The 20444-nt window shown below is 62.6% G+C and carries 21 protein-coding genes; 16 read left to right on the top strand and 5 right to left on the bottom strand.

The features are described from left to right. Nucleotides 1-44: 44 nt before the first annotated feature. Entirely contained in the window at nucleotides 45-941 is an 897-nt protein-coding gene (locus ACZ1JX_RS07825; protein ID WP_465126190.1) for a helix-turn-helix domain-containing protein, read from the bottom strand. A gap of 108 nt (nucleotides 942-1049) precedes the next feature. On the opposite strand from ACZ1JX_RS07825, the gene ACZ1JX_RS07830 reads away from it, so the two are divergent. Together ACZ1JX_RS07830 and ACZ1JX_RS07835 are read left to right on the top strand one after the other, a co-directional pair. Then, entirely contained in the window at nucleotides 1050-2240 is a 1191-nt protein-coding gene (locus ACZ1JX_RS07830) for a cytochrome P450 (protein ID WP_465126191.1), read from the top strand. 160 nt (nucleotides 2241-2400) lie between these two features. Continuing rightward, a complete protein-coding gene (locus tag ACZ1JX_RS07835; RefSeq protein WP_465126192.1) occupies nucleotides 2401-3003 on the top strand; it encodes a murein L,D-transpeptidase catalytic domain family protein in 603 nt (200 codons plus the stop codon). On the opposite strand, the gene ACZ1JX_RS07840 is transcribed toward ACZ1JX_RS07835, so the two are convergent. Beyond that, a complete protein-coding gene (locus ACZ1JX_RS07840) occupies nucleotides 2996-3856 on the bottom strand; it encodes a LysR family transcriptional regulator (protein WP_465126193.1) in 861 nt (286 codons plus the stop codon). The two genes, ACZ1JX_RS07835 and ACZ1JX_RS07840, sit on opposite strands and share 8 nt — an antisense overlap. A 98-nt stretch (nucleotides 3857-3954) precedes the next feature. On the opposite strand from ACZ1JX_RS07840, the gene ACZ1JX_RS07845 reads away from it, so the two are divergent. From ACZ1JX_RS07845 to ACZ1JX_RS07875, 7 genes are all read left to right on the top strand, one after another. Next, nucleotides 3955-5118, top strand: a complete 1164-nt coding sequence (locus ACZ1JX_RS07845; protein ID WP_465126379.1) for an isovaleryl-CoA dehydrogenase — start codon at nucleotides 3955-3957, stop codon at nucleotides 5116-5118. Nucleotides 5119-5151: 33 nt separating this feature from the next. Then, on the top strand, nucleotides 5152-6150 hold the full coding sequence (locus ACZ1JX_RS07850) for an alpha/beta hydrolase (protein ID WP_465126194.1): 999 nt from the start codon (nucleotides 5152-5154) through the stop codon (nucleotides 6148-6150). Further along, nucleotides 6147-7748 (top strand): carboxyl transferase domain-containing protein, encoded by a 1602-nt coding sequence (locus tag ACZ1JX_RS07855; protein WP_465126195.1) that lies wholly within the window; start codon nucleotides 6147-6149, stop codon nucleotides 7746-7748. Before ACZ1JX_RS07850 ends, ACZ1JX_RS07855 begins: the two co-directional genes overlap by 4 nt. A 5-nt stretch (nucleotides 7749-7753) precedes the next feature. Next, the gene (locus ACZ1JX_RS07860; protein ID WP_465126196.1) at nucleotides 7754-8224 is read left to right on the top strand and encodes a nuclear transport factor 2 family protein; all 471 of its coding nucleotides are present in this window, start codon (nucleotides 7754-7756) and stop codon (nucleotides 8222-8224) included. Beyond that, nucleotides 8221-10092, top strand: a complete 1872-nt coding sequence (locus ACZ1JX_RS07865) for an acetyl/propionyl/methylcrotonyl-CoA carboxylase subunit alpha (RefSeq protein WP_465126197.1) — start codon at nucleotides 8221-8223, stop codon at nucleotides 10090-10092. Before ACZ1JX_RS07860 ends, ACZ1JX_RS07865 begins: the two co-directional genes overlap by 4 nt. Next, nucleotides 10092-10556, top strand: a complete 465-nt coding sequence (locus ACZ1JX_RS07870; RefSeq protein WP_465126198.1) for a MaoC family dehydratase — start codon at nucleotides 10092-10094, stop codon at nucleotides 10554-10556. The genes ACZ1JX_RS07865 and ACZ1JX_RS07870 overlap by 1 nt, the downstream gene beginning before the upstream one ends. A 150-nt stretch (nucleotides 10557-10706) precedes the next feature. Continuing rightward, a complete protein-coding gene (locus ACZ1JX_RS07875) occupies nucleotides 10707-10934 on the top strand; it encodes a hypothetical protein (protein ID WP_465126199.1) in 228 nt (75 codons plus the stop codon). Nucleotides 10935-10965: 31 nt separating this feature from the next. Here the strand turns inward: ACZ1JX_RS07875 and ACZ1JX_RS07880 are convergent, their stop codons facing one another. After that, a complete protein-coding gene (locus tag ACZ1JX_RS07880) occupies nucleotides 10966-11895 on the bottom strand; it encodes a LysR family transcriptional regulator (RefSeq protein WP_465126200.1) in 930 nt (309 codons plus the stop codon). 123 nt (nucleotides 11896-12018) lie between these two features. Here ACZ1JX_RS07880 and ACZ1JX_RS07885 point away from each other — a divergent pair, with 123 nt between their 5' ends. The 5 genes from ACZ1JX_RS07885 to ACZ1JX_RS07905 all read left to right on the top strand — a co-directional run bounded on the left by ACZ1JX_RS07885 (nucleotide 12019) and on the right by ACZ1JX_RS07905 (nucleotide 16722). Further along, on the top strand, nucleotides 12019-12741 hold the full coding sequence (locus ACZ1JX_RS07885; RefSeq protein WP_465126201.1) for a pirin family protein: 723 nt from the start codon (nucleotides 12019-12021) through the stop codon (nucleotides 12739-12741). Between the two features lie 59 nt (nucleotides 12742-12800). Further along, on the top strand, nucleotides 12801-13217 hold the full coding sequence (locus ACZ1JX_RS07890) for a DoxX family protein (protein ID WP_465126202.1): 417 nt from the start codon (nucleotides 12801-12803) through the stop codon (nucleotides 13215-13217). 91 nt (nucleotides 13218-13308) lie between these two features. Next, the gene (locus tag ACZ1JX_RS07895; RefSeq protein ID WP_465126203.1) at nucleotides 13309-13887 is read left to right on the top strand and encodes a nitroreductase family protein; all 579 of its coding nucleotides are present in this window, start codon (nucleotides 13309-13311) and stop codon (nucleotides 13885-13887) included. Nucleotides 13888-13930: 43 nt separating this feature from the next. Next, complete coding sequence (locus tag ACZ1JX_RS07900) at nucleotides 13931-15550, top strand: NAD(P)/FAD-dependent oxidoreductase (RefSeq protein ID WP_465126204.1); 1620 nt, start codon at nucleotides 13931-13933, stop codon at nucleotides 15548-15550. Continuing rightward, nucleotides 15547-16722, top strand: coding sequence for a BaiN/RdsA family NAD(P)/FAD-dependent oxidoreductase (locus ACZ1JX_RS07905; RefSeq protein ID WP_465126205.1), 1176 nt, complete (start codon nucleotides 15547-15549; stop codon nucleotides 16720-16722). Before ACZ1JX_RS07900 ends, ACZ1JX_RS07905 begins: the two co-directional genes overlap by 4 nt. Before the next feature lie 9 nt (nucleotides 16723-16731). On the opposite strand, the gene ACZ1JX_RS07910 is transcribed toward ACZ1JX_RS07905, so the two are convergent. Beyond that, a complete protein-coding gene (locus ACZ1JX_RS07910) occupies nucleotides 16732-16935 on the bottom strand; it encodes a hypothetical protein (RefSeq protein WP_465126206.1) in 204 nt (67 codons plus the stop codon). Nucleotides 16936-17259: 324 nt separating this feature from the next. Between ACZ1JX_RS07910 and ACZ1JX_RS07915 the strand changes: the two genes are divergently transcribed. Continuing rightward, nucleotides 17260-18795: a sensor histidine kinase gene (locus ACZ1JX_RS07915; protein ID WP_465126207.1), complete on the top strand. Its 1536-nt coding sequence runs from the start codon at nucleotides 17260-17262 to the stop codon at nucleotides 18793-18795. A 5-nt stretch (nucleotides 18796-18800) separates the two neighbouring features. After that, nucleotides 18801-19484 carry a response regulator transcription factor gene (locus tag ACZ1JX_RS07920; protein WP_465126208.1) on the top strand — a complete coding sequence of 228 codons (684 nt, stop codon included), beginning with the start codon at nucleotides 18801-18803 and terminating at the stop codon, nucleotides 19482-19484. 542 nt (nucleotides 19485-20026) lie between these two features. Here the strand turns inward: ACZ1JX_RS07920 and ACZ1JX_RS07925 are convergent. After that, nucleotides 20027-20374, bottom strand: a complete 348-nt coding sequence (locus ACZ1JX_RS07925; RefSeq protein WP_156309599.1) for a hypothetical protein — start codon at nucleotides 20372-20374, stop codon at nucleotides 20027-20029. Nucleotides 20375-20444: the final 70 nt, after the last annotated feature.

A 20444-nucleotide genomic window follows, 5' to 3' on the forward strand; every position in this document is an offset into this window, starting at 1 on the left:
ATTTGATAGACAAGAGGCCTGCGCCAGATTGCAGGCGGCTTGCGTCAAGCCGTTGACGGCATGCCCCATGCCCGCTCCTTGCGGAATGCGCCCGCCGTCTGGCCGGTGCGAGCCTTGAAGAAGCGGGCGAAGTAGGCGGGGTCAGAAAAGCCCAGCGCATAGGCGATCTGGGCGATGCTCGCGCCCGAAAACGCAAGGTTGCGGCGGGCTTCGAGGACAAGGCGGTCATGCAGGATCTCGGCCGGCGGCTTGCCGGTGAGCAGGCGGGTGGCGCGGGTCAGCGTGGAGGCTGTGGTGCCAAGCTTGGCGGCATACTCGCTGATCGGAAGGTGATCACGATAGTGCTGTTCGGCCAGCGTGCGGAAACGGGCGACCAGCGGCTCGTGCCCGCTTCCACTGCGGGTGCCGTGATCGTGCGACGCCGCCTGCGCCGCGATGGCAAGGATCAGCGCGACTTGCGCCAGCAGGGCCGGGCCGACCGCATTGCCCTGCCCGAGCTGATGCGACAGGTCTGCGAGAAGCCAGCCGAGACGTTCGATGGTCTGCGGCTGGGCACCAAGGGAAGCGGCCAATGCCGAACCGCCGATCTGCTGCAGGTCTTCCAGCAGGCCTGCCAGGCGCGGATCGTTGGCGAGGTCGGCGGCGAGCGAGAGGACCCACCCCTCGGCCCCTGCGTCGAAGCGGAAGGCGTGGACGCAGGAGGGCGGCACGATCACCTGCGCGGGGGCTTCGAGGCAATGCTCGGCCTGCTCGCCGTGGAGCGTGACGCCGCCGGATTGGAGCAAAAGGAGCTGGAGCATCTGCGGGTGAGCGTGCGGCTCTATTGTCCATTCATGAAAGGTGGCGCGATCGCGGATGCGTTCAAGGTGGACGAACTCCGGAGGCAGGGAAATGCCCTGTTCTCCGTAAAGCGTGTAGCGACTGAAGCTTTTCGCCTGCATGGACCGCACTGTCGCAGGTTGCGCGAAAAGTGCAAGAATTTGCGCGCAGGCTGCGTCGCCTCGAATGCCCCGGCCGGGCATCATCCGCGGCAAGAGAGGAGACTTGCCATGGCAACCGTGATTGATCGTACAGCGTTCCGCTTCGATCCTTATTCCCCGGCCATCGATGCCGATCCGTTTCCGGCTTACAAGACGTTGCGCGATGAATATCCGTGCTTCTGGTCCGAGGATGCCGGGAAGTGGGTGCTTTCGCGCTATGCCGATGTGCTGGGTGCCTTGCAGGACTGGCGTACCTATTCCTCGGCCAAGGGCAATCTGGTCGACGAGTTTCCGGGCCGTGCGAGATCGACGCTCGGGTCAAGCGATCCGCCGCGGCATGACCGTCTGCGGGCGCTGATCCAGTCGGCAGTGACCAAGCGGGCGCTGGAGCACATCGTCGAACCGGCGCGCGCAGCGGCGCGGGCGCATCTGGCCGAGATTGCGGACAAGCCGGTGTTCGATCTGGTGGGGGACTACACCTCGAAGTTGACGGTCGATCTGCTGTTCTACCTGTTTGCTCTGCCGGAAGAGAATGCGGACCTGGTGCGCCACAACGCGGTGCTGATGGTCCAGACCGATCCGGTGACGCGGCAGAAGAGCCCTGAACACCTCGCCGCATTCCACTGGATGGCGGAATATGCCGAAAAGCTGGTGCAGGCGCGCAAGGCCAATCCGGGCGACGACTTGCTGTCGAACTTCATTACCGCCGAGATCGACGGCGAGAAGCTGCTCGACAAGGAAGTGCAGCTGACTGTGACCACGCTGATCATGGCGGGGATCGAGAGCCTTTCGGGCTTTATGGCGATGTTCGGACTGAACCTTGCCGACTATCCGCAAGCGCGGCGGGCGCTGGTTGCCGATCCTTCGCTGATCCCCGATGCCATCGAGGAATCGCTGCGGTTCAACACTTCGGCACAGCGCTTCAAGCGGACCCTGACGCGGGACGTGGAACTGCACGGGCAGGTGATGAAGGCGGGCGATGCGGTGATCCTTGCCTATGGCTCGGCCAATCGTGACGAGCGGATGTTCGAGAACCCGGACGTCTATGACATCACCCGCAAGGCGAAGCGGCATCTGGGCTTTGGCGGGGGCGTGCACGCGTGCCTCGGATCGATGATCGGACGGCTGGCGACGCAGATTGCCTTTGAGGAACTGCTGAAGGTCGTGCCGGAGTTCAGCCGCGTCGACGAGACATTGGACTGGGTCTCGTCATCGAACTTCCGCAGCCCGAAAGTGCTGAGGCTCGTCAAAGGGGCTTGAAGGGGCGCAGGGCTCAGCAGGTGGCGGGTCATGCACGGCTCGTCGCAAGGGAGCCCTGCAGCACTTGCAGGTGTGATGCGGTGCATACAATTTGCGGACCAATGGATGATAACTGGGGTCTCGCATAATGGTTCCTGATCGGCGCCAGTTTTTGGGCGCCATGGTTGCAACGCTGGGCAGCATGGCCGTATCGGGCCAGCCTGCACTGGCAGTCACGCCTCCCAAAGAGTTGGAAGTCTCCCCTTTCGCGCAGCCGACGCCGCCGTTGCTGGTGCAGCGCGCGATTGCGGCGCTGGATGCGCACGGGGCGCATATCCGGCACCGTGACCTCGTCGGACTGGTCGATTTCGGCAAGGCTTCGCGCGAATCGCGGTTCCATCTGGTCGACATCGAGGCCGGCAAGGTCGTCTCCTCGCACCTCGTTTCGCATGGCAGCGGGTCTGACCCGGCCAACAGCGGTTGGGTGCAGCGGTTTTCGAACCGCTACGGCTCGAACGCATCGAGCCCCGGTGCTTTTCTCACTGGCGTGACCTACTACGGCAAGCATGGCCGTTCGCGTCGTCTGATCGGGCTGGAAGATGCCAACAGCGCCGCGCTCGAACGCGGCATCGTGATCCACGCGGCAAGCTATGTCAGCGAGGACATGGCGGCGACACAGGGGCGGATTGGGCGCAGCCAGGGCTGCTTCGCCTTTTCGAACAGTGACATCAACGGCGTGCTGGAGCGTCTTGGTGAGGGCCGCCTGCTCTACGCGGTCAAGTAAAAGCGGCACGCGCGGCTTCAGCCAGCGCACTTGAATCGACAACAAGATCCGGACGCTCCCGCGCAGCGATCAGCCCGATGGTGCGCCTGAAATCGTAATCAGCCAGCGGCACCGCGACGACCCCGTCCCGCGCCAGCGATTGCGGTGCGGTTGTCACACCCATCCCGGCTCTCACCATCTCGATGCAGCGATCATCGTTGGACGATCGCAGGAAGAACGGCGGGCGCACGCCGCGCTGGGTGAACCAGCGACTGGTCTCGCCCAGTATCTCGCAGGAGCGGCGGGCGATCATGGTCTCGGTGGCGACATCGCGAGCATCGAGCAGCGCGGCTCCGGCAAGGGGGTGGCCTTCGGGCATGAGCAGGCGGTAGCCTTCTTCCAGCAGCGTGAGCGAGGGCCGGTCGGCGTCTTCGGGGCGCAAGAGCGTGAGGATCGCATCGATCTGCCCTTCTCCTAGTTTGCGGCGCAGTTCTGCGTCGGTGCCTTCGGAAAGGCTCAGCGGCTGTGGACCGGTAAAGCGGCGGACCACGCCCGAGAGCATGGGCGTGGCCACGGAAGGCAGAACGCCCAGACGCAAGGGACTAAGCGGGATCGGCGCATCGGCGAAGGCGGCTTCGGCGGCGCGGAATTCGCGCTCTATGGCGCGGGCGTGGGTGACGAGACGGGCGCCCGCATCTGTCAGGCGGACCTGGCGCTTGTCGCGCATGAACAGGCGTGTCCCGGCAAGGCGCTCAAGCTCGGCAATGGCAGCAGACAGTGTCGGCTGCGCCACGCCAAGGCGCTCTGCCGCGCGAGTGAAATTCCCCGTTTCGACGAGGGCAAGGAACTGGCGGAGATGGGCGCGTTTCATCATAGGTAAAATCTATCGCAGGGCGCACGATAAATCAATTTTGAGCGATGGTTTTGCGATGATACCTTTAGACGCGAAAAAGCTTGCAGAGGATGCCCGAGATGCGCGCCACGCCCGATTTCGACTTCGGCCTGACCGAAAGCGCCCTGATGATCCGCGAGGCGGCGGGTCGCTTTGCCGATGAGCAGATCGCCCCCCTCGCCGCCGAGATCGACCGCAACGACCGCTTCCCGCGCGAGTTGTGGGAGCCTATGGGCGCGCTGGGCCTGCATGGCATCACGGTGGAGGAAGAGTTCGGCGGGCTTGGGCTCGGCTATCTCGACCACGTCATTGCGGTAGAGGAAGTCAGCCGCGCAAGCGGGTCGGTCGGCCTGTCCTATGGCGCGCACTCCAACCTCTGCGTCAACCAGATCCGCCGCTGGGGCAGTGACGAGCAGAAGGCGAAGTACCTGCCCAAGCTGATCTCGGGCGAGCACGTGGGCAGCCTTGCCATGTCTGAGGCGGGCGCTGGATCGGACGTTGTATCGATGAAGCTGCGCGCCGAACCTGTTGCGGGCGGATTCCGCCTGAACGGCACCAAGTTCTGGATCACCAACGGCACTTATGCCGACACGCTGGTGGTCTATGCCAAGTCCTCTCCTGATGCAGGCAGCCGGGGCATCACCGCATTCCTGATCGAGAAGGACATGCCCGGCTTCTCCATCGGCCAGAAGATCGACAAGATGGGCCTGCGCGGATCGCCCACCTGCGAACTGGTCTTCGACGATTGCTTCGTGCCGGAAGAGAACGTGATGGGGCCGCTGCATGGCGGGGTGGGCGTGCTGATGAGCGGGCTGGATTACGAGCGCGTGGTGCTGGCGGGTATGCAGATCGGCATCATGCAGGCGTGCCTCGACACGGTCATCCCCTATGTCCGCGAGCGCAAGCAGTTCGGCCAGCCGATCGGCACGTTCCAATTGATGCAGGCCAAGGTGGCCGACATGTACGTCGCGATCCAGTCGGCGCGAGCCTACGTCTATGCCGTGGCCAAGGCTTGCGACGCCGGGCAAACCACGCGCTTTGATGCGGCAGGGGCGATCCTGCTAGCCAGCGAGAACGCGTTCCGCGTTTCGGGCGAGGCGGTGCAGGCGCTGGGCGGTGCAGGCTATACCAAGGACTGGCCGGTGGAGCGCTACCTGCGCGATGCCAAGTTGCTGGACATCGGTGCAGGAACCAATGAAATCCGCAGGATGCTGATCGGGCGTGAACTTATCGGAGCGCGCTGATCGGCAAACGATAGTGACCTTGTGGAGAGATCGATGCGCCTGAAAACCCTTGTTGCCTGTGCCGCCCTGCTCGGGCTTTCCCATCCGGCACTTGCGCGGATGGAGAAGACTACGGTCCACAGCGCATCTGTCGAAGGCAATCTGGAGGGCAACTCCGCCGAGCGCACGGTCTACGTGTTCCTGCCCGACAGCTACGACAAGGCCAAGGGCAAGCGCTATCCGGTGATCTATTTCCTGCACGGGTACAATTCGACCGCTGACCAGTATGTCGAGCGCAATGACTTCGATGCGGCGCTGAAGGCATCCGGCGTCGAGGCGATCATCGTCGTGCCCGACAGCATGACCAAGTGGGGCGGATCGATGTATTCGAACTCACCGACGGTTGGGAACTTCGAGGATTTCGTGGCGGTCGATCTGGTGGCGTGGACGGACAAGCACTTCCGCACGATTGCGACGCGTGAGGCGCGCGGCCTCGCCGGGCATTCGATGGGCGGCTATGGCACGCTCAAGCTAGGCATGAAGCGGGCAGACGTGTTCGGTGCGCTCTATGCGATGAACCCCTGCTGCCAGATCCCGCGCCCCGCCTCTTCGGCCGATCCGAAGTACGAAGGCTGGTCAGTGGATCAAGCCCTTACGGCTGACTGGATGAGCCGGGGCAACTTTGCCGTGGCGGCAGCATGGTCGCCCAACCCCGCCAAGCCCCCGTTCTACGCCGATCTTGGTACGAGCGATGGCAAGGTCAACGAACTGGTCATCGCCAAGTGGGCGGCCAATTCGCCGGTGGCAATGGCCTCGCAATACCTGCCCTCGCTGAAAGGGATGAGCGGCATCGCCATCGATACCGGGGATAGCGATTTCGTGAGGGCGGACGACGAACTGATCCACGACACGCTGACCCGGTTCAGCATTGCGCACGACTGGGAAATCTATGTGGGCGACCACGGCAACCGGGTGAAGGAGCGGTTTCGCACGCATGTGCTGCCCTTTTTCTCCCGCCATCTTAAACCGCACCTGAAAGGCAGCACGCGTTGAGCGCTCCGGTCCTCTCGAGCAACATCGAACTCAACTCCGAACAGGCGCGGGCACGCGCGGCGCACAACCGTGCGCTGGCTGCCGAACTGCGGGATCGGGTCGCCAAAGCCGCGCTGGGCGGTGACGAGCGCAGCCGGGAACGCCACGTCTCGCGGGGCAAACTGCTCCCGCGTGACCGGGTTGAACGGCTCCTCGATCCCGGCTCGCCGTTCCTCGAGATCGGGCAGCTCGCGGCGGGCGGCATGTATGGCGACGAGGTGCCCGGCGCTGGAATCATCACGGGCGTGGGCCGCGTTTCGGGCCGACAGTGCATGGTCTTTGCCAATGACGCGACGGTCAAGGGCGGCACCTACTTCCCGATGACGGTGAAGAAGCACCTGCGTGCGCAGGAGATTGCGCAGGAGAACCGCCTGCCCTGCGTCTATCTGGTGGACAGCGGCGGCGCGAACCTGCCCAACCAGGCAGAGGTGTTCCCGGATCGCGATCACTTCGGGCGGTTCTTCTACAACCAGGCCAACATGAGCGCGCTGGGCATCCCGCAGATCGCCAGCGTGATGGGATCGTGCACGGCGGGCGGCGCCTATGTTCCGGCGATGAGCGATGAATCGGTGATCGTAAGGGATCAGGGCACGATCTTTCTGGCCGGGCCTCCGCTGGTTAAGGCAGCGACGGGCGAGGAGATCACCGCAGAAGCGCTTGGCGGTGGTGACCTTCATGCGCGCAAGTCTGGCGTGGTCGATCATCTGGCCGATAGTGACGAGCACGCGCTGACGATCGTACGCGATATCGTTTCGCACATCGGCTCTGCAGGCGATGCGGGCATTGCACGGCGGGAGCCTGTCCCGCCGAAGTACGATGCGGAAGAGCTCTACTCGATCATTCCCGAGGACGTGCGCGCACCCTATGACGTGCATGAGGTCATCGCGCGGATCGTCGATGGCAGTGAGTTCCACGAGTTCAAGGCGCACTACGGCACCACGTTGGTCTGCGGCTTTGCCCATATCCACGGGCTTCCAGTAGCGATCCTCGCCAACAACGGCGTGCTGTTTTCTGAAAGCGCGCAGAAGGGCGCGCATTTCATCGAACTCGCCTGCCAGCGCCGCATTCCACTGCTGTTCCTGCAGAACATCTCGGGCTTCATGGTTGGCGGCAAATATGAGGCAGAGGGCATCGCCAAGCACGGCGCCAAGCTGGTGACTGCGGTAGCGACGGCACAGGTCCCGAAGATCACCGTGCTGATCGGCGGGAGCTTCGGCGCAGGCAACTACGGCATGTGCGGCCGCGCCTATCAGCCGCGCTTCCTGTTCACATGGCCCAATGCTCGCATCTCGGTGATGGGCGGTGAGCAGGCCGCAAGCGTGCTGGCGACGGTGCATCGCGATGCAGACAAGTGGTCGCCGGAGGAAGCAGAAGCCTTCAAGGCGCCGATCCGCCAGAAGTACGAAGACGAAGGCAATCCCTATTACGCCACGGCGCGGCTGTGGGACGATGGGGTGATCGATCCGGTGCAGACAAGGGATGTGCTGGGGTTGGCCCTAGAGGTTTGCCTGCAGGAACCGATTGCGGAGGCGCCCCGCTTCGGGGTGTTCAGGATGTGATGGCAATGATCAGCATGATCCTCTCGTTCGCACTTTCAGCTGACACCGCGCTGCCGAAGGCGGCCCCGCTCGCGCAACCGGACTTTGGCGACAAAGCGATATTGCAGGTGATCGACGCCACGTTTGCCTCGCTTGAAAGCGGAGATGGCGAGGCGCTCTTGAAGCTGGTCTATCCCGAAGGCCGAGTAACCGCCCGGGGAGCAAAGCCCGACGGAGCGGCTTTCATGCGCACGCAGACTTTCGCAGAATATGCCGCAAAGATGAAATTGGGTTCGGGTTTCATAGAACGCATCAGCAACCCGGTGATCGAGCAGGATGCCGATGTCGCGATGGTATGGGCACCCTTCACGACTACCGTCGGCGGCAAGGTCGTCAGTTGCGGATATGATCATTTCGATCTGATCCGCGAGAATGGCGCGTGGAAGATTCTGAACATCACTTTTTCCACCCGCACCACGGAGTGTCCGGGGCAATGATCAAATCCCTACTCATCGCCAATCGCGGCGAGATCGCCTGCCGGGTCATTCGCACTGCGCGGCGCCTGGGCATTCGCACGGTCGCGGTTTACTCCGACGCTGACCGCAACGCGCTGCATGTGCGCTCGGCGGACGAGGCGGTACACATCGGACCTGCAGCAGCGCGCGAGAGCTATCTGGTGGGCGAGCGGATCATTGCCGCGGCGCTCGCCACGGGAGTCGAGGCTATCCATCCGGGGTACGGGTTTCTTTCGGAAAACGCCGAGTTCGCGCAGGCGGTGCTGGATGCGGGACTTGTTTGGGTCGGGCCCAAGCCTGCCTCGATCACCGCCATGGGTCTGAAAGACGCGGCCAAGGCGCGGATGATTGCGGCAGGTGTACCGGTAACGCCGGGATATCTGGGCGAGGACCAAAGCCCTGAGCGATTGCAGGCCGAAGCCGATGCGATTGGCTATCCCGTGCTGATCAAGGCCGTGGCGGGTGGCGGCGGCAAGGGCATGCGGCGGGTTGAGCGCGCCAGGGACTTTGCCGAGGCCCTGGCTTCGTGCCGCCGTGAGGCTGCATCGTCGTTTGGCGATGATCGGGTGCTGATCGAGAAGTACATTCTCTCGCCCCGGCACATCGAAGTGCAGGTCTTCGGCGACAGCCATGGCAACGTCGTCCACCTGTTCGAACGTGATTGCTCGCTGCAACGGCGCCACCAGAAGGTGATCGAGGAGGCCCCTGCCCCCGGCTTGGACGCGGCTACGCGCAAGGCGGTGTGCGGCGCGGCAGTGCGTGCGGCCAAGGCTGTCGATTACGAAGGCGCGGGCACCATCGAATTCATCGCCGACGGGTCGGAAGGTCTGCGCGCGGACCGCATCTGGTTCATGGAAATGAACACGCGCCTGCAGGTCGAGCACCCGGTAACCGAGGAGATCACCGGGGTCGATCTGGTGGAGTGGCAGTTGCGGGTGGCTTCGGGCGAAGCGTTGCCCAAGCGACAGGATGAGCTGAGCATCAACGGCTGGGCGATGGAAGCGCGGCTCTATGCAGAGGACGCGACACGAGGCTTTCTGCCGAGCATCGGCCGCGTCGACGACTTCATCTTCCCGCACTACCGCGCCCGGATCGATACCGGCGTGGAAGCAGGCGCCGAGATCACGCCGTTCTACGATCCAATGATCGCCAAGGTCATCGTCCATCGCGACACCCGGTCAGAGGCCATCGCTGGCCTGCGCGAGACGCTCGAGGAAGGCGTCGTAGGACCGCTGATTACCAACAGCGGGTTCCTGTGGCGGCTGCTTGGCCACGCGGCGTTCGAAACGGGTGTGGTGGATACCGGGCTGATCGAGCGGAATCTGGAGACCCTTACAACGAGGCCCGAGCCTTCAGCCGAGGCTTTGGGGCTAGCGGCGATGCGTCTTGTTGGCACGCCCGGCCTGACGCCTTGGAGCAGCCAGAGCGGTTTCCGCATGAATGCTCCGGCGCGACGGGAGATAAGACTGTCGGACCAGTACGGGCGAACCTTCGCCGTGGACCTCCCGCAGGAGCAGGCGGTCGACTATTGGCCCGGCGAAGACGTGACCGGCATCGACGAGGGCGGTGAGCGGTTCCTTGTCAGGATGGCCCGGGCCGAAGGTGGTGCGGGTGGATCGGCTTTGGATGGTGCGATCCTCGCGCCCATGCCCGGCAAGGTCATCTCTGTCGACGTCTCCGCAGGGCAGTCCGTCACCAAGGGACAGAAGCTCATGGTGCTTGAGGCAATGAAGATGGAGCATGCCCTCACCGCTCCGTTCGATGGAATGGTGGCTGAACTGAATGCAGTCGCTGGCGCACAGGTTCAGGTCGAGGCGGTGCTGGCGCAGATCGAGAAGGCAGAAGTCTGATGGCGGGCAAGTTCTTCGACGAATGGCAGGTGGGTGACACGATCGAGCACGAAATCCGCCGCACGGTCACCGAGACCGACAATCTGCTGTTCTCGGTCATGACCCACAACCCGCAGCCGCTCCACATCGATGCCGAATCGGCAAGGGCGAGCGAGTTCGGTCAGATCCTGGTGAACGGCACATTCACCTTCGCGCTGATGGTCGGATTGTCGGTCGGAGACACGACTTTGGGCACGCTGGTGGCAAATCTGGGCTACGACAAGCTCGTCATGCCCTTGCCGGTTTTCATCGGCGACACGATGCGTGCAAGCACCGAGGTGGTGGAAATTCGCGAGAGCCGCTCGCGCCCTGACGCCGGGATTGTCACTTTCAAACATGAACTTATCAATCAGCGAAACGAGGTCGTTTGTCGCTGTCTCCGGTCTGCGCTGCTCAAAAAACGGCAGAATTCTGCGGAAAAATAAAGTCATTTCGGACTAAATTCTTATAGTTAAATTTAACTTAATTACGAATGTTGCATTTCGGTAAACCCCGCCGGGCTGAAACTTGCTACGACGAGCGAGCACGCGGGATCAGTGCACTCGTAGTATGAGACAACCTTCGGGGGGCTAAAAATGAATATGATGATCAAGCGGCTTGCCGCAACGCTTGCTGCTGCGAGTGTACTTTCCCCAGCCATTGCCATGGCCGGCACGAGAGCGGCAACTGCAGTTCCAGCATCGAAGGCATCGAGCCCGGCGCAGGGGCCAAAGAACGGATTTCCGGCCAGCCCAGGACTCGAGATTGCCAAGATCAAGGCCAACGGCAACGCAGCCTTCAAGCGCAAGAGCGCCAGCACCTGATTGTCTTGGGCTTGAAACGTGACGCGCCCCGTCAGCCTCGCTGTCGGGGCGCTGTCGCATCAGGACACTGGGCAAGTCGCGAGCGTAGCGCATCGAGCACCCAGGCACGTGCAGGTCCGATAGGACAGTCCCGCCGCCATAACGCGTGGAAGCGATAAGGCATTCCCGGAGCCTCGGGCAGAGCCAGTTGTACGAGGCGACCGGAGGCCAGGTCCGTCTCGACAAGATGTCGGGGCATGTTACCCCAGCCGATCCCTTCCCTTAGCAAGGCATGGCGCGATCCCAGATCGCCCAGCCGCCACGTGCTTGCCGCGAACACGGAGAAATCCCGTCCTTCGGTCAGTCGGGAACGGTCTGTCAGGACAAGCTGGCGATGCTTGCGCGCTTCTCCGGGTGGAATGACGCTCATCCGCGCCAGCGCATGGTCCGGCGCTGCGACAGGGATGAGATCCACCTGGCCAATGACTTCGCGTTCAAGTTCCGGAATGGCAACAAGTTCCGGGCCGGATATGCCGAGTTCGGCCGACCCATCGAGCACGAGCGCGGCAATGGCTCCAAGCGCTTCGACATTCAGGCGCAACTGGACAGTCGGGAATATCTGCTGAAATTCGCGCAGGACTTGAGCCACAAGGTGGGTCGGGAACATCACATCGATGGCCAGGCCAAGTTCCGCTTCGAGACCCTGATTGAAGTTCCGGACGCCCGCGATCAGCGCGTCGATATCGTCAGCCACGGCCCGCGCCTGCGCCAGCATTGCCTTGCCTGCGGGGGTAAGTACCGGCTTTTTCGACCCCTCGCGATCGAACAGCGTCACCCCTAACTGCGTTTCCAGCGTCACGATGCCATAGCTGACGACCGAGATGGCGCGGCCCAACTTGCGCGCTGCGGCGTTGAAGCTGCCTTCGTCCACCACAGCGAGGAACAGGCGGAGCTGGTCGAGTGTTGGCTGTCCGACGTCCATCGACGGGCCTTTCAAGTAATTCGAATATCCTGATTGAATTTATCGGGATATTCCGAACGGATCGCAAGGCCTATCTCCGCCCCAACAGGACGGACCAGACACCGCCCGTTTGGAGAAATCGCCATGACCCAGACACTTGCAAAAGCTCACATCGAACTGCGTCCCTTCGCCTCGCTCGGTGCAGCAAACCACGGTTGGCTCGATGCCCACCACCACTTCTCGTTCGGCGGCTACCATGATCCAGCGCGCGTTCACTGGGGTGCATTGCGCGTGTGGAACGACGATCGCATCGCTCCCAAGAGCGGCTTTCCCACCCACCCGCACAGCGACATGGAGATCATCACCTATGTCACCCAGGGCGCGATCACCCATCGCGACAACCTTGGCAACGAAGGCCGCACTGAAGCGGGTGACGTGCAGGTAATGTCCGCCGGCACCGGCATCGCGCATTCGGAATTCAATCTCGAAGGCGAGGAAACCCGCCTGTTCCAGATCTGGATCATCCCCGATCGCCGTGGCCACGCACCGAGCTGGGGCGCGCGTCCTTTCCCAAAAGACAGCCGTGAGGGCAGGTTCGTAGCGCTGGCCTCGGGCATCGCTGGTGACAGCGACGTGCTGACCATCAACGCCAACGCCCGCGTCCTTGGTGCAACGGTGAAGGCAGGCGAAACGGTTCGCTACGAGTTGACCGAAGACCGCCACGCCTACCTTGTTCCTGCCAAGGGCAAGATCCGCATCGGCGACGTCGAAGCCAATGCCCGCGATGGCGTGGCTATCACCGGCCTCACCGAGATCGTCATTACCGCACTTGAGGACGCCGAGCTGGTTCTCGTCGACGCGGCCTGACCGTGACCGAACTGTTCCCCCAAATTCCCCAATCCAGACTTCTGCAAAGGACCGATCCCATGACCACCATTGCCCTTGATGTGCCCCGCGCATCGTCCACCACGTCAGACCTGCTGGCAGCGACAGGCCGGGTACTGCTTGCCGCAATCTTCGTGCTGAGCGGTGTTTCCAAGCTGGCCGATCCCACCGGCACCATCGCCTATATCAGCAGCGCAGGACTGCCCGCCCCGAGCGTGGCTTATGCCATCGCGGTGATCGTCGAGCTCGTAGGCGGCCTGCTGCTGATCGCAGGGTTCCGCACCCGGATCGTCGCATCGGCCATCGCACTGTTCAGCCTTGCAGCTGCCGTCGGCTTCCACGCGAACCTCGCCGACCAGAATCAGTTCATCCACTTCTTCAAGAACGTGGCGCTGGCTGGTGGCCTGCTGCAGGTCGCCGCTTTCGGCTCGGGCCGCTTCGGCTTCGACCGCCGCTGATACCCCCCGCGGGCCGGAGTGCATTGGCCTCGTGCGATTGCGCTCCGGCCCCACCCCCCTATCTTTCCCATACCTCTCCAAGGAGCATCCCATGACCCGTACCGCTTCTCCCCGCGTCCTGCCGATCATCGTCAACCGCTGGAGCCCGCGCGCGTTCGATGGATCGGCTGTGCCGCAGTCGGACCTCGACGTGATCTTCGAAGCAGCAGGCCTTGCTGCCAGCGCCTACAACTACCAGCCGTGGCGCTTTGCCTATGCGCACAAGGGCGATGCCAACTTCGACAAGTTCCTTTCGGCGCTGGTGGAGTTCAACCAGAGCTGGGCCAAGGATGCGGGCGTGCTGGTCTATGCGGTTTCGGACGAATTCATGCGCAGCGACCGTGGCAACAACCCGAACCACAGCCACAGCTTCGATACCGGTGCCGCCTGGGCCAACGCTGCCTTGCAGGCCCTGCACCTCGGTTACCATACCCATGGCATGACCGGCGTTGACTTCGCCAAGGCTGCTGAAGTGCTCAACCTGCCCGAAGGCTACCGCGTGGAAATGGCCTTCGTGATCGGCAAGCAGGGCGACAAGTCGCAGCTGCCGGACATGCTGCGCGAGCGCGAAGTGGTCAGCAGTCGCAAGCCCGTCGGCGAGATCGCGTTTGCAGGTCCGTTCACGGCATAACGCACAAGTGGCGCCGCCCGCGCGATTTCGCTAGGGCGGCGCCATGCTTCGTATCAATGAACTGAAACTGCCACTCGATCACGCCGCAGAGGACCTCCCTGCGGCGATCTGCGCACGTCTGGATATCGCGCCGGCAGACCTCGAACGTTTCCAGATTTTCCGTCGCGGCAACGATGCCCGCAAGAAGCACGCAATCCTGCTGACTTATGTGGTCGATTGCGTCATTGCCAACGAGGCCGAGGTCCTGGCCCGCTTTGCCGACGACCAGAACGTCAAGCCGACGCCCGATACCTCTTACAAATTCCCGGTAATGGCCCCGCAAGGCTGGAACGGTGAGCGCCCGGTGGTAATCGGCGCGGGGCCCTGTGGCCTGCTCGCTGCCCTGATCCTCGCCCAGATGGGCCTCAAACCCATCATCATCGAACGTGGCAAGGCTGTGCGCGAACGCACCAAGGACACCTGGGGCCTGTGGCGCCGCTCGGTGCTGGAGCCGGAATCGAACGTCCAGTTCGGCGAAGGCGGAGCCGGCACCTTCTCGGACGGCAAGCTTTACAGCCGGATCAAGGACCCACGCCACCTCGGGCGCAAGGTGCTCGTCGAGTTCGTGAAAGCGGGTGCGCCCGACGACATCCTGACCGAAGCCCATCCACACATCGGCACCTTCCGCCTCGTCACCATGGTCATGTCCATGCGCGAGACGATCGAGAGCCTTGGCGGCGAATACCGCTTCCAGACCCGCGTCGAGGACTTCGAGATCGAGACTGCTCCGGATGGCGAGCGGCGTATCGCTGGCCTGCACCTCTCGGACGGCTCGTTCCTGCCCGCCCGCCATGTGATCATGGCAGTCGGCCATTCGGCGCGCGACACCTTCCAGGTCCTGTACGATCGCGGTGTCCACATCGAGGCCAAGCCCTTCGCCATCGGCGTGCGCATCGAACATCCGCAAAGCTGGATCGACACTGCCCGCTATGGCCCGAGCGCTGGCAACAAGATCCTTGGCCCCGCAGCCTATTCGATCTCGCACAAGTGCAGCAATGGCCGCACGGTCTATTCGTTCTGCATGTGCCCGGGCGGGCGCGTGGTTGCCGCGACGAGCGAAGAAGGCCGCGTCGTGACCAACGGCATGAGCCAGTATTCGCGGGCGGAGTTCAACGCCAACTCCGGCCTCGTGGTCGATATCGACCCCAATCGTGATTACCCTGGCGGGCCGATGGCGGGTATGGCGTTCCAGCGTCACTGGGAAAGCCTCGCTTTTGAAGCAGGTGGGCGCAACTACATGGCACCCGGGCAGAAGCTCGGCGATTTCCTTGAGGACCGGCCCTCCACCGAATTCGGCGACGTGATCCCCAGCTACAAGCCGGGCGTGCACCTGACCGAACTGAAGACGTGCCTGCCGGACTATGTGATCGAATCCATCCGCGAGGCACTGCCGGTGTTTGGCCGGATGGTTCCGGGCTACGATCACCCCGACGTGGTCATGACCGGCGTCGAAACCCGCACCTCCGCACCAGTGCGGATCACGCGCGGGCGGGATTGCCAGAGCCTCAACACGCGCGGTCTTTACCCTGCGGGAGAAGGCGCGGGCTATGCCGGGGGCATCCTTTCGGCTGCGGTTGACGGGATCAAGGTGGCCGAAGCGCTGGCCGCCGAAGTGCTCAAGTGAGCGCAACCTACGACGCGATCATCCTCGGCGCGGGAGCGGCGGGGCTCATGGCTGCGCTCACCGCCGGGCAGCGCGGGCGTCGGGTGCTGCTGGTCGACCACGCCGACGAGCCGGGGAAGAAGATCCTGATTTCAGGAGGCGGGCGCTGCAATTTCACCAACATTCACACCGCAGCCGATCGCTACATCTCGGAAAACCCGCACTTTGCGCGGTCTGCGCTGGCGCGATACACGCCTGCCGACTTCCTCGAACTGGTGAACTGCCACGGCATCGCCTGGCATGAAAAGACGCTGGGGCAGCTGTTCTGCGATAGCTCCGCGCGCCAGATCGTCGAGATGTTGATGGCCGAGTGCCGGGATGGCGGCGTGAGCTTTGCGTTTGGCCAGCCGGTCAGCGCGGTCGAGCATGTCGATGGCCAGTACCGCGTGACCATAGACGGGCGCGACCATTCCGCCCCCGGACTCGTTCTTGCAACGGGCGGTCTTTCCATTCCCAAGATGGGGGCCACGGGCTTCGCGCTGGATATTGCGCGCAAGTTCGGCCTGCCCATCGTGCAGACCCGCCCTGCCCTCGTTCCGTTTACGCTCGGCGAGGACGAAGCGCTGTTCCGGTCGCTTTCGGGCGTTTCGGCTGACGTGATCGCACGCTGGGGCAAAACTGCCTTCCGCGAGGCTGCCCTGTTCACGCACAAGGGGCTTTCCGGCCCGGCCATGCTGCAGATTTCATCCTACTGGCAGCACCGAACGCCGATCGAAGTGGACTTCCTGCCAACGGCAGAAAGCGATTGGCTGATCGAAGAGAAGCGAGCGCGCCCGCGGTCGGCTTTCCGCACGGCCCTCGCCCGCCGCTTGCCCGAGCGGTTGGCGGAGACACTTGTCGAACGGTTAGGGCTTGAAGGCGAGTTGTCCGCAATGCGCGATGCGGCGCTGCGCAAGGCGCAGGACCAGCTTGCACGCTGGCCGTTCCACCCGAACGGCACCGAGGGCTATGCCAAGGCCGAGGTAACCGCAGGCGGCATTTCCACACGGGCCCTCTCCCAGAAGACGATGGAAGCGAGCAATGTCCCCGGCCTCCACGCCATCGGCGAGGCGGTGGACGTCACCGGATGGCTCGGCGGCTACAATTTCCAGTGGGCCTGGGCGAGTGGCCGCGCGGCGGGTGAAGCGGTTTGACTTGCGGCGTTACGGATCGATGAGGTCAAGGTAAGCCACGACATCGTTGTCGGTTGCGATGAACAGGCCATCCTGCACCGCTTCGGGCTGTTCGGCGGCTATCTGCAGGGCACGGTACAACGGGCCATAGAAAAGCGTATTCGCCGATCCACCGTCAGGACCATCGGCCAGATGATAGAGCCGGACGCTCACCTCGTCGTGTGTGGTACGCATTTCATGCCGTTGGCACGGTGCAATCGGCTTGTCATCCCTTTCGGTGATGGATCGAGCGTCGACACCATGGCATTAGCCGTGCTGTAGCAGTCCTGTCATTCATGGAAATTTAATCGCCCGCTTCGTTGATCGATCAGCTCTTGCAAGACAATGTAATGCGCAGGACAGGGCCTGTACGAGCGTTCTATAAGGGCGCGAGAGATGCAGGCAGGGGAACACCGTTTTTATGCGTGAGGAGAAAGTTGGCGGGCCATCGTCTGCAGCCAGTCTGGCCAACTGCCAATTGCAGCCGGTTGCGCCTACTCCGATCGGATCTGAGCGAGAATGAACGCGCTTCGCCTCAAATTCTGGGTTGCACTGGTTATGGTGATCTTCGCGATCGCCGTGCCGGGAGTCATCGCCAATCATGCCGTCAAGGTCGTGCGCGCAGAGCAAGAACGGTCAGAAGCCTCTTCCCAGTCCCTGAGCTCGTTCCAGCGCCTGGCTGTGCTTGGCTACACCCTGCAGCAGGAACGCTACGTCAATCCTGAAGGCTTTGCCAAGGATCGCCAGCTCTACATCGATGGCGTGCGATCGCATGTCGTCAACGCGGAACGCTACATCAACGCCGAGATCAAGATCCTCAGCGAAACGCCGCTGCGTCGCAAGAAGCGCGCCGCGGCGGTCGAAGAGGAAGTGCACCAGCGTGAGATCCTCCACAAGATCGGTGCCAGCCTTGAACGGTCGCTGAGCGGTAGCAAGCCCGAAACCCTCTGGGAAGATCTCGTATTCGAGGCGATCAAGGTCGAGGAGCGCGAAGCGAAGGAATACCGGCGCAGTTCGGTTGAAGCCATTCAAGGGGTGATCGATACCCTGACCCTGACACTGTCGGTCGTTGCGATCTGTGGCTTGCTGGCGGTGTTCTGGGGACAACGCCAGATCATCCGCCCGCTTGGCAACCTTTGGCGCGGCACACAGGCCCTGGCAGCGGGGGACTACAATCAGCCGGTACCGGTGGTGGGAACGACCGAGTTTCGCACAATCGCCGAAAGCTTCAACACCATGGCGGCACGCGTCGCCGAGGCAGCGGACAGCCTGCGCCAGACAAACGAGGAACTCGAACGCGCCGTCGCGCGCCGGACCGCAGAACTCGCCGCGACCAACCGCTCGCTGGAACGCGCCAATCGCTTGCGACAGCAGTTTCTGGCAGATGCAAGCCACGAGTTGCGCACGCCGCTTTCGATCATGCGGTCCGAGGCGGAAATCACCCTGCGTGATGACAAAGCCCAAACCGAAGACCTTCGCGCAGGCCTTGACCGGATCGTGCGCCTGTCCGAGCTCATGGGCGAAATGATCGACGACATGCTCCATCTCGCCCGCGCGGAAGAGCCGATGCTGAAGACCAGCATCGAACCGGTCGACGCAGTTGCCGCAGTGCGCCAGTCAATCGATGATTTCCACCGTGTGATCGAAGCAGACGGGGGAAGCATCGTGCTGAACGATGCACCACCTTCGCTGATCGTCGAAGGCGATGAGATGCGCCTGAAGCAGGTCATTCGCATCGTTGTCGACAACGCTGTTTGCTATTCTACCGAGGCGCCGAAGGTTGACGTATCGGTTGAAGCCGAGGATGGGCATGCCTTGATCATCATTACCGATCATGGCGACGGAATTCCGAGCGAAGACATCCCGTTCCTGTTCCAGCGCTTTCGCCGGGGAAGCAGGCAGACCGGAAGCGGTCAGGGCCTGGGCCTTTCGATTGCACGATCCATCACCGAGGCCATGGGCGGCACCATCAGGCTCAAAAGCAAGCTCAACGTCGGGACAATCGTCACGATCCGACTCCCCCTCATGCCGGCCTATGCGATGGCTGACGGATAAGACTCATGAAACTACTGCTCATCGAAGACGAAGTCGAACTTGCGGCGACGCTGCATCGCGGTCTCACGCAGGAAGGCTGCAAGGTCACGCTGGCCACCGACGGTGTGACCGGACTGGAGCTTGCCAAGGGTCTCGCGTTCGACTTCATCCTGCTCGATGTCACCCTGCCCGACATGTCCGGGTTCGACGTCTGTGCAGAAATCCGGGAGTTAGGCGTGACGACACCGGTCATCATGGTCACGGCGCGAGACGAGATCGCGGACCGCATTCGAGGACTGAAAGGCGGGGCCGACGATTACCTGCCCAAACCCTTTGCGTTCGAAGAACTGCTGGCCCGGATGGACGCCGTCAAACGCCGGATGAGCCGCCCGCAGGTCAACCCGGTACAGGCCGATGGGTCCCTCACTGTGGGCGACCTGCACTTCGATCCGCGCACGATGACACTGACGCGCGGCGGCGCCCCGGTACAATTGACGGTCAAGGAAATGGGCGTCTTGCGCCTGCTAATGGAATCACCCGGCACGGTAATCTCCCGCACCGAAATCCTGCGCGCGGTGTGGGGTATCGAGGACGATCCTCTCACCAATATCGTCGAGGTGTACCTCAGCCGACTGCGCCGCAAGCTCCACGCGCTGGGACCGCCGGTCGTTGAGAACGTACGAGGCTTCGGCTACCGCCTCAGCGCCTGAGAAGCCGCTTCAAAACCAGCCTGCACAGAATCACGGTTGCCAAGCTCGCGGGATACCATCCTGCGCTCAGCAGCCGTGCTTGTGCCCATCGCAGCTTTGGGCAACCAGACGTGCGTAACGCCGAAGCCTCGGCAAATCGGCACGGCGACTGCTGCCAGACAGCACATCCAGGTCGTTGGGGTAATGGTAGCGGAGGAGGGATCTATAAGGCAGCCCTAACCATCTGATGTTGTTATTCATTATCTTAGAACAGGCGCAAATACCCCCACCAATACCCCCGCGAACTTCGTTTCTGCGATCGTATGTTTCGGCGATCAGATGGATAGAGTTTCGGTTGTTGAACTGATGTACCATCACAACAGGATACTGCCGCAACGCGAATGAGAGATCCTAGCGCAAGGCTACAACTGCACAGAAGCGCCGCCGTCCATCAGTGCGAAAGCGCGCATGCTCTTCTCGATCGACCTCGTGATGCCGAGGATGCTCGTGCCGGAAGTTGGAGACGCCGATGGCGCGCACTCTGCCCTCGTCGCGCAGCCAGATCAGTGCCTTCCAGGGCTCAACGTAGTTCTTGCGGGTAGGCAGTCGCCAGCGCAGCAGGTAGAGAGCGACCGTTTCGAGCCATGCCGATCGACTGTCCGGTCGAAAGCCGACAGCGCCTCCTCAGGACGGCTGCTGGAATTCCAGAACTTGGTTGTGGGGAGCAGTTCCTCGCGCAGCACTGCGGCTTTGCGCATGGCTTTGCCCACGACGTGTTCACTGCAATAGATTGGCGCGATAGCCAGTTGACCAGTGGCGATCGTCTGTTCGGCGGGAATCGCAAGGGTGCCGCGTTCGAGCGCCGGATAGCCCAGCGGGACATCGGCACACGATGGATCGAGTACAGTCATGGGCTCCTTGAATTTGGTAAATCAGTTGACATTTTTGAACCCTGCCCTAGTCACATAGTCAAGAGCACGC

The sequence above is a fragment of the Novosphingobium sp. BL-A-41-Hi4A-0G genome (assembly GCF_055521735.1).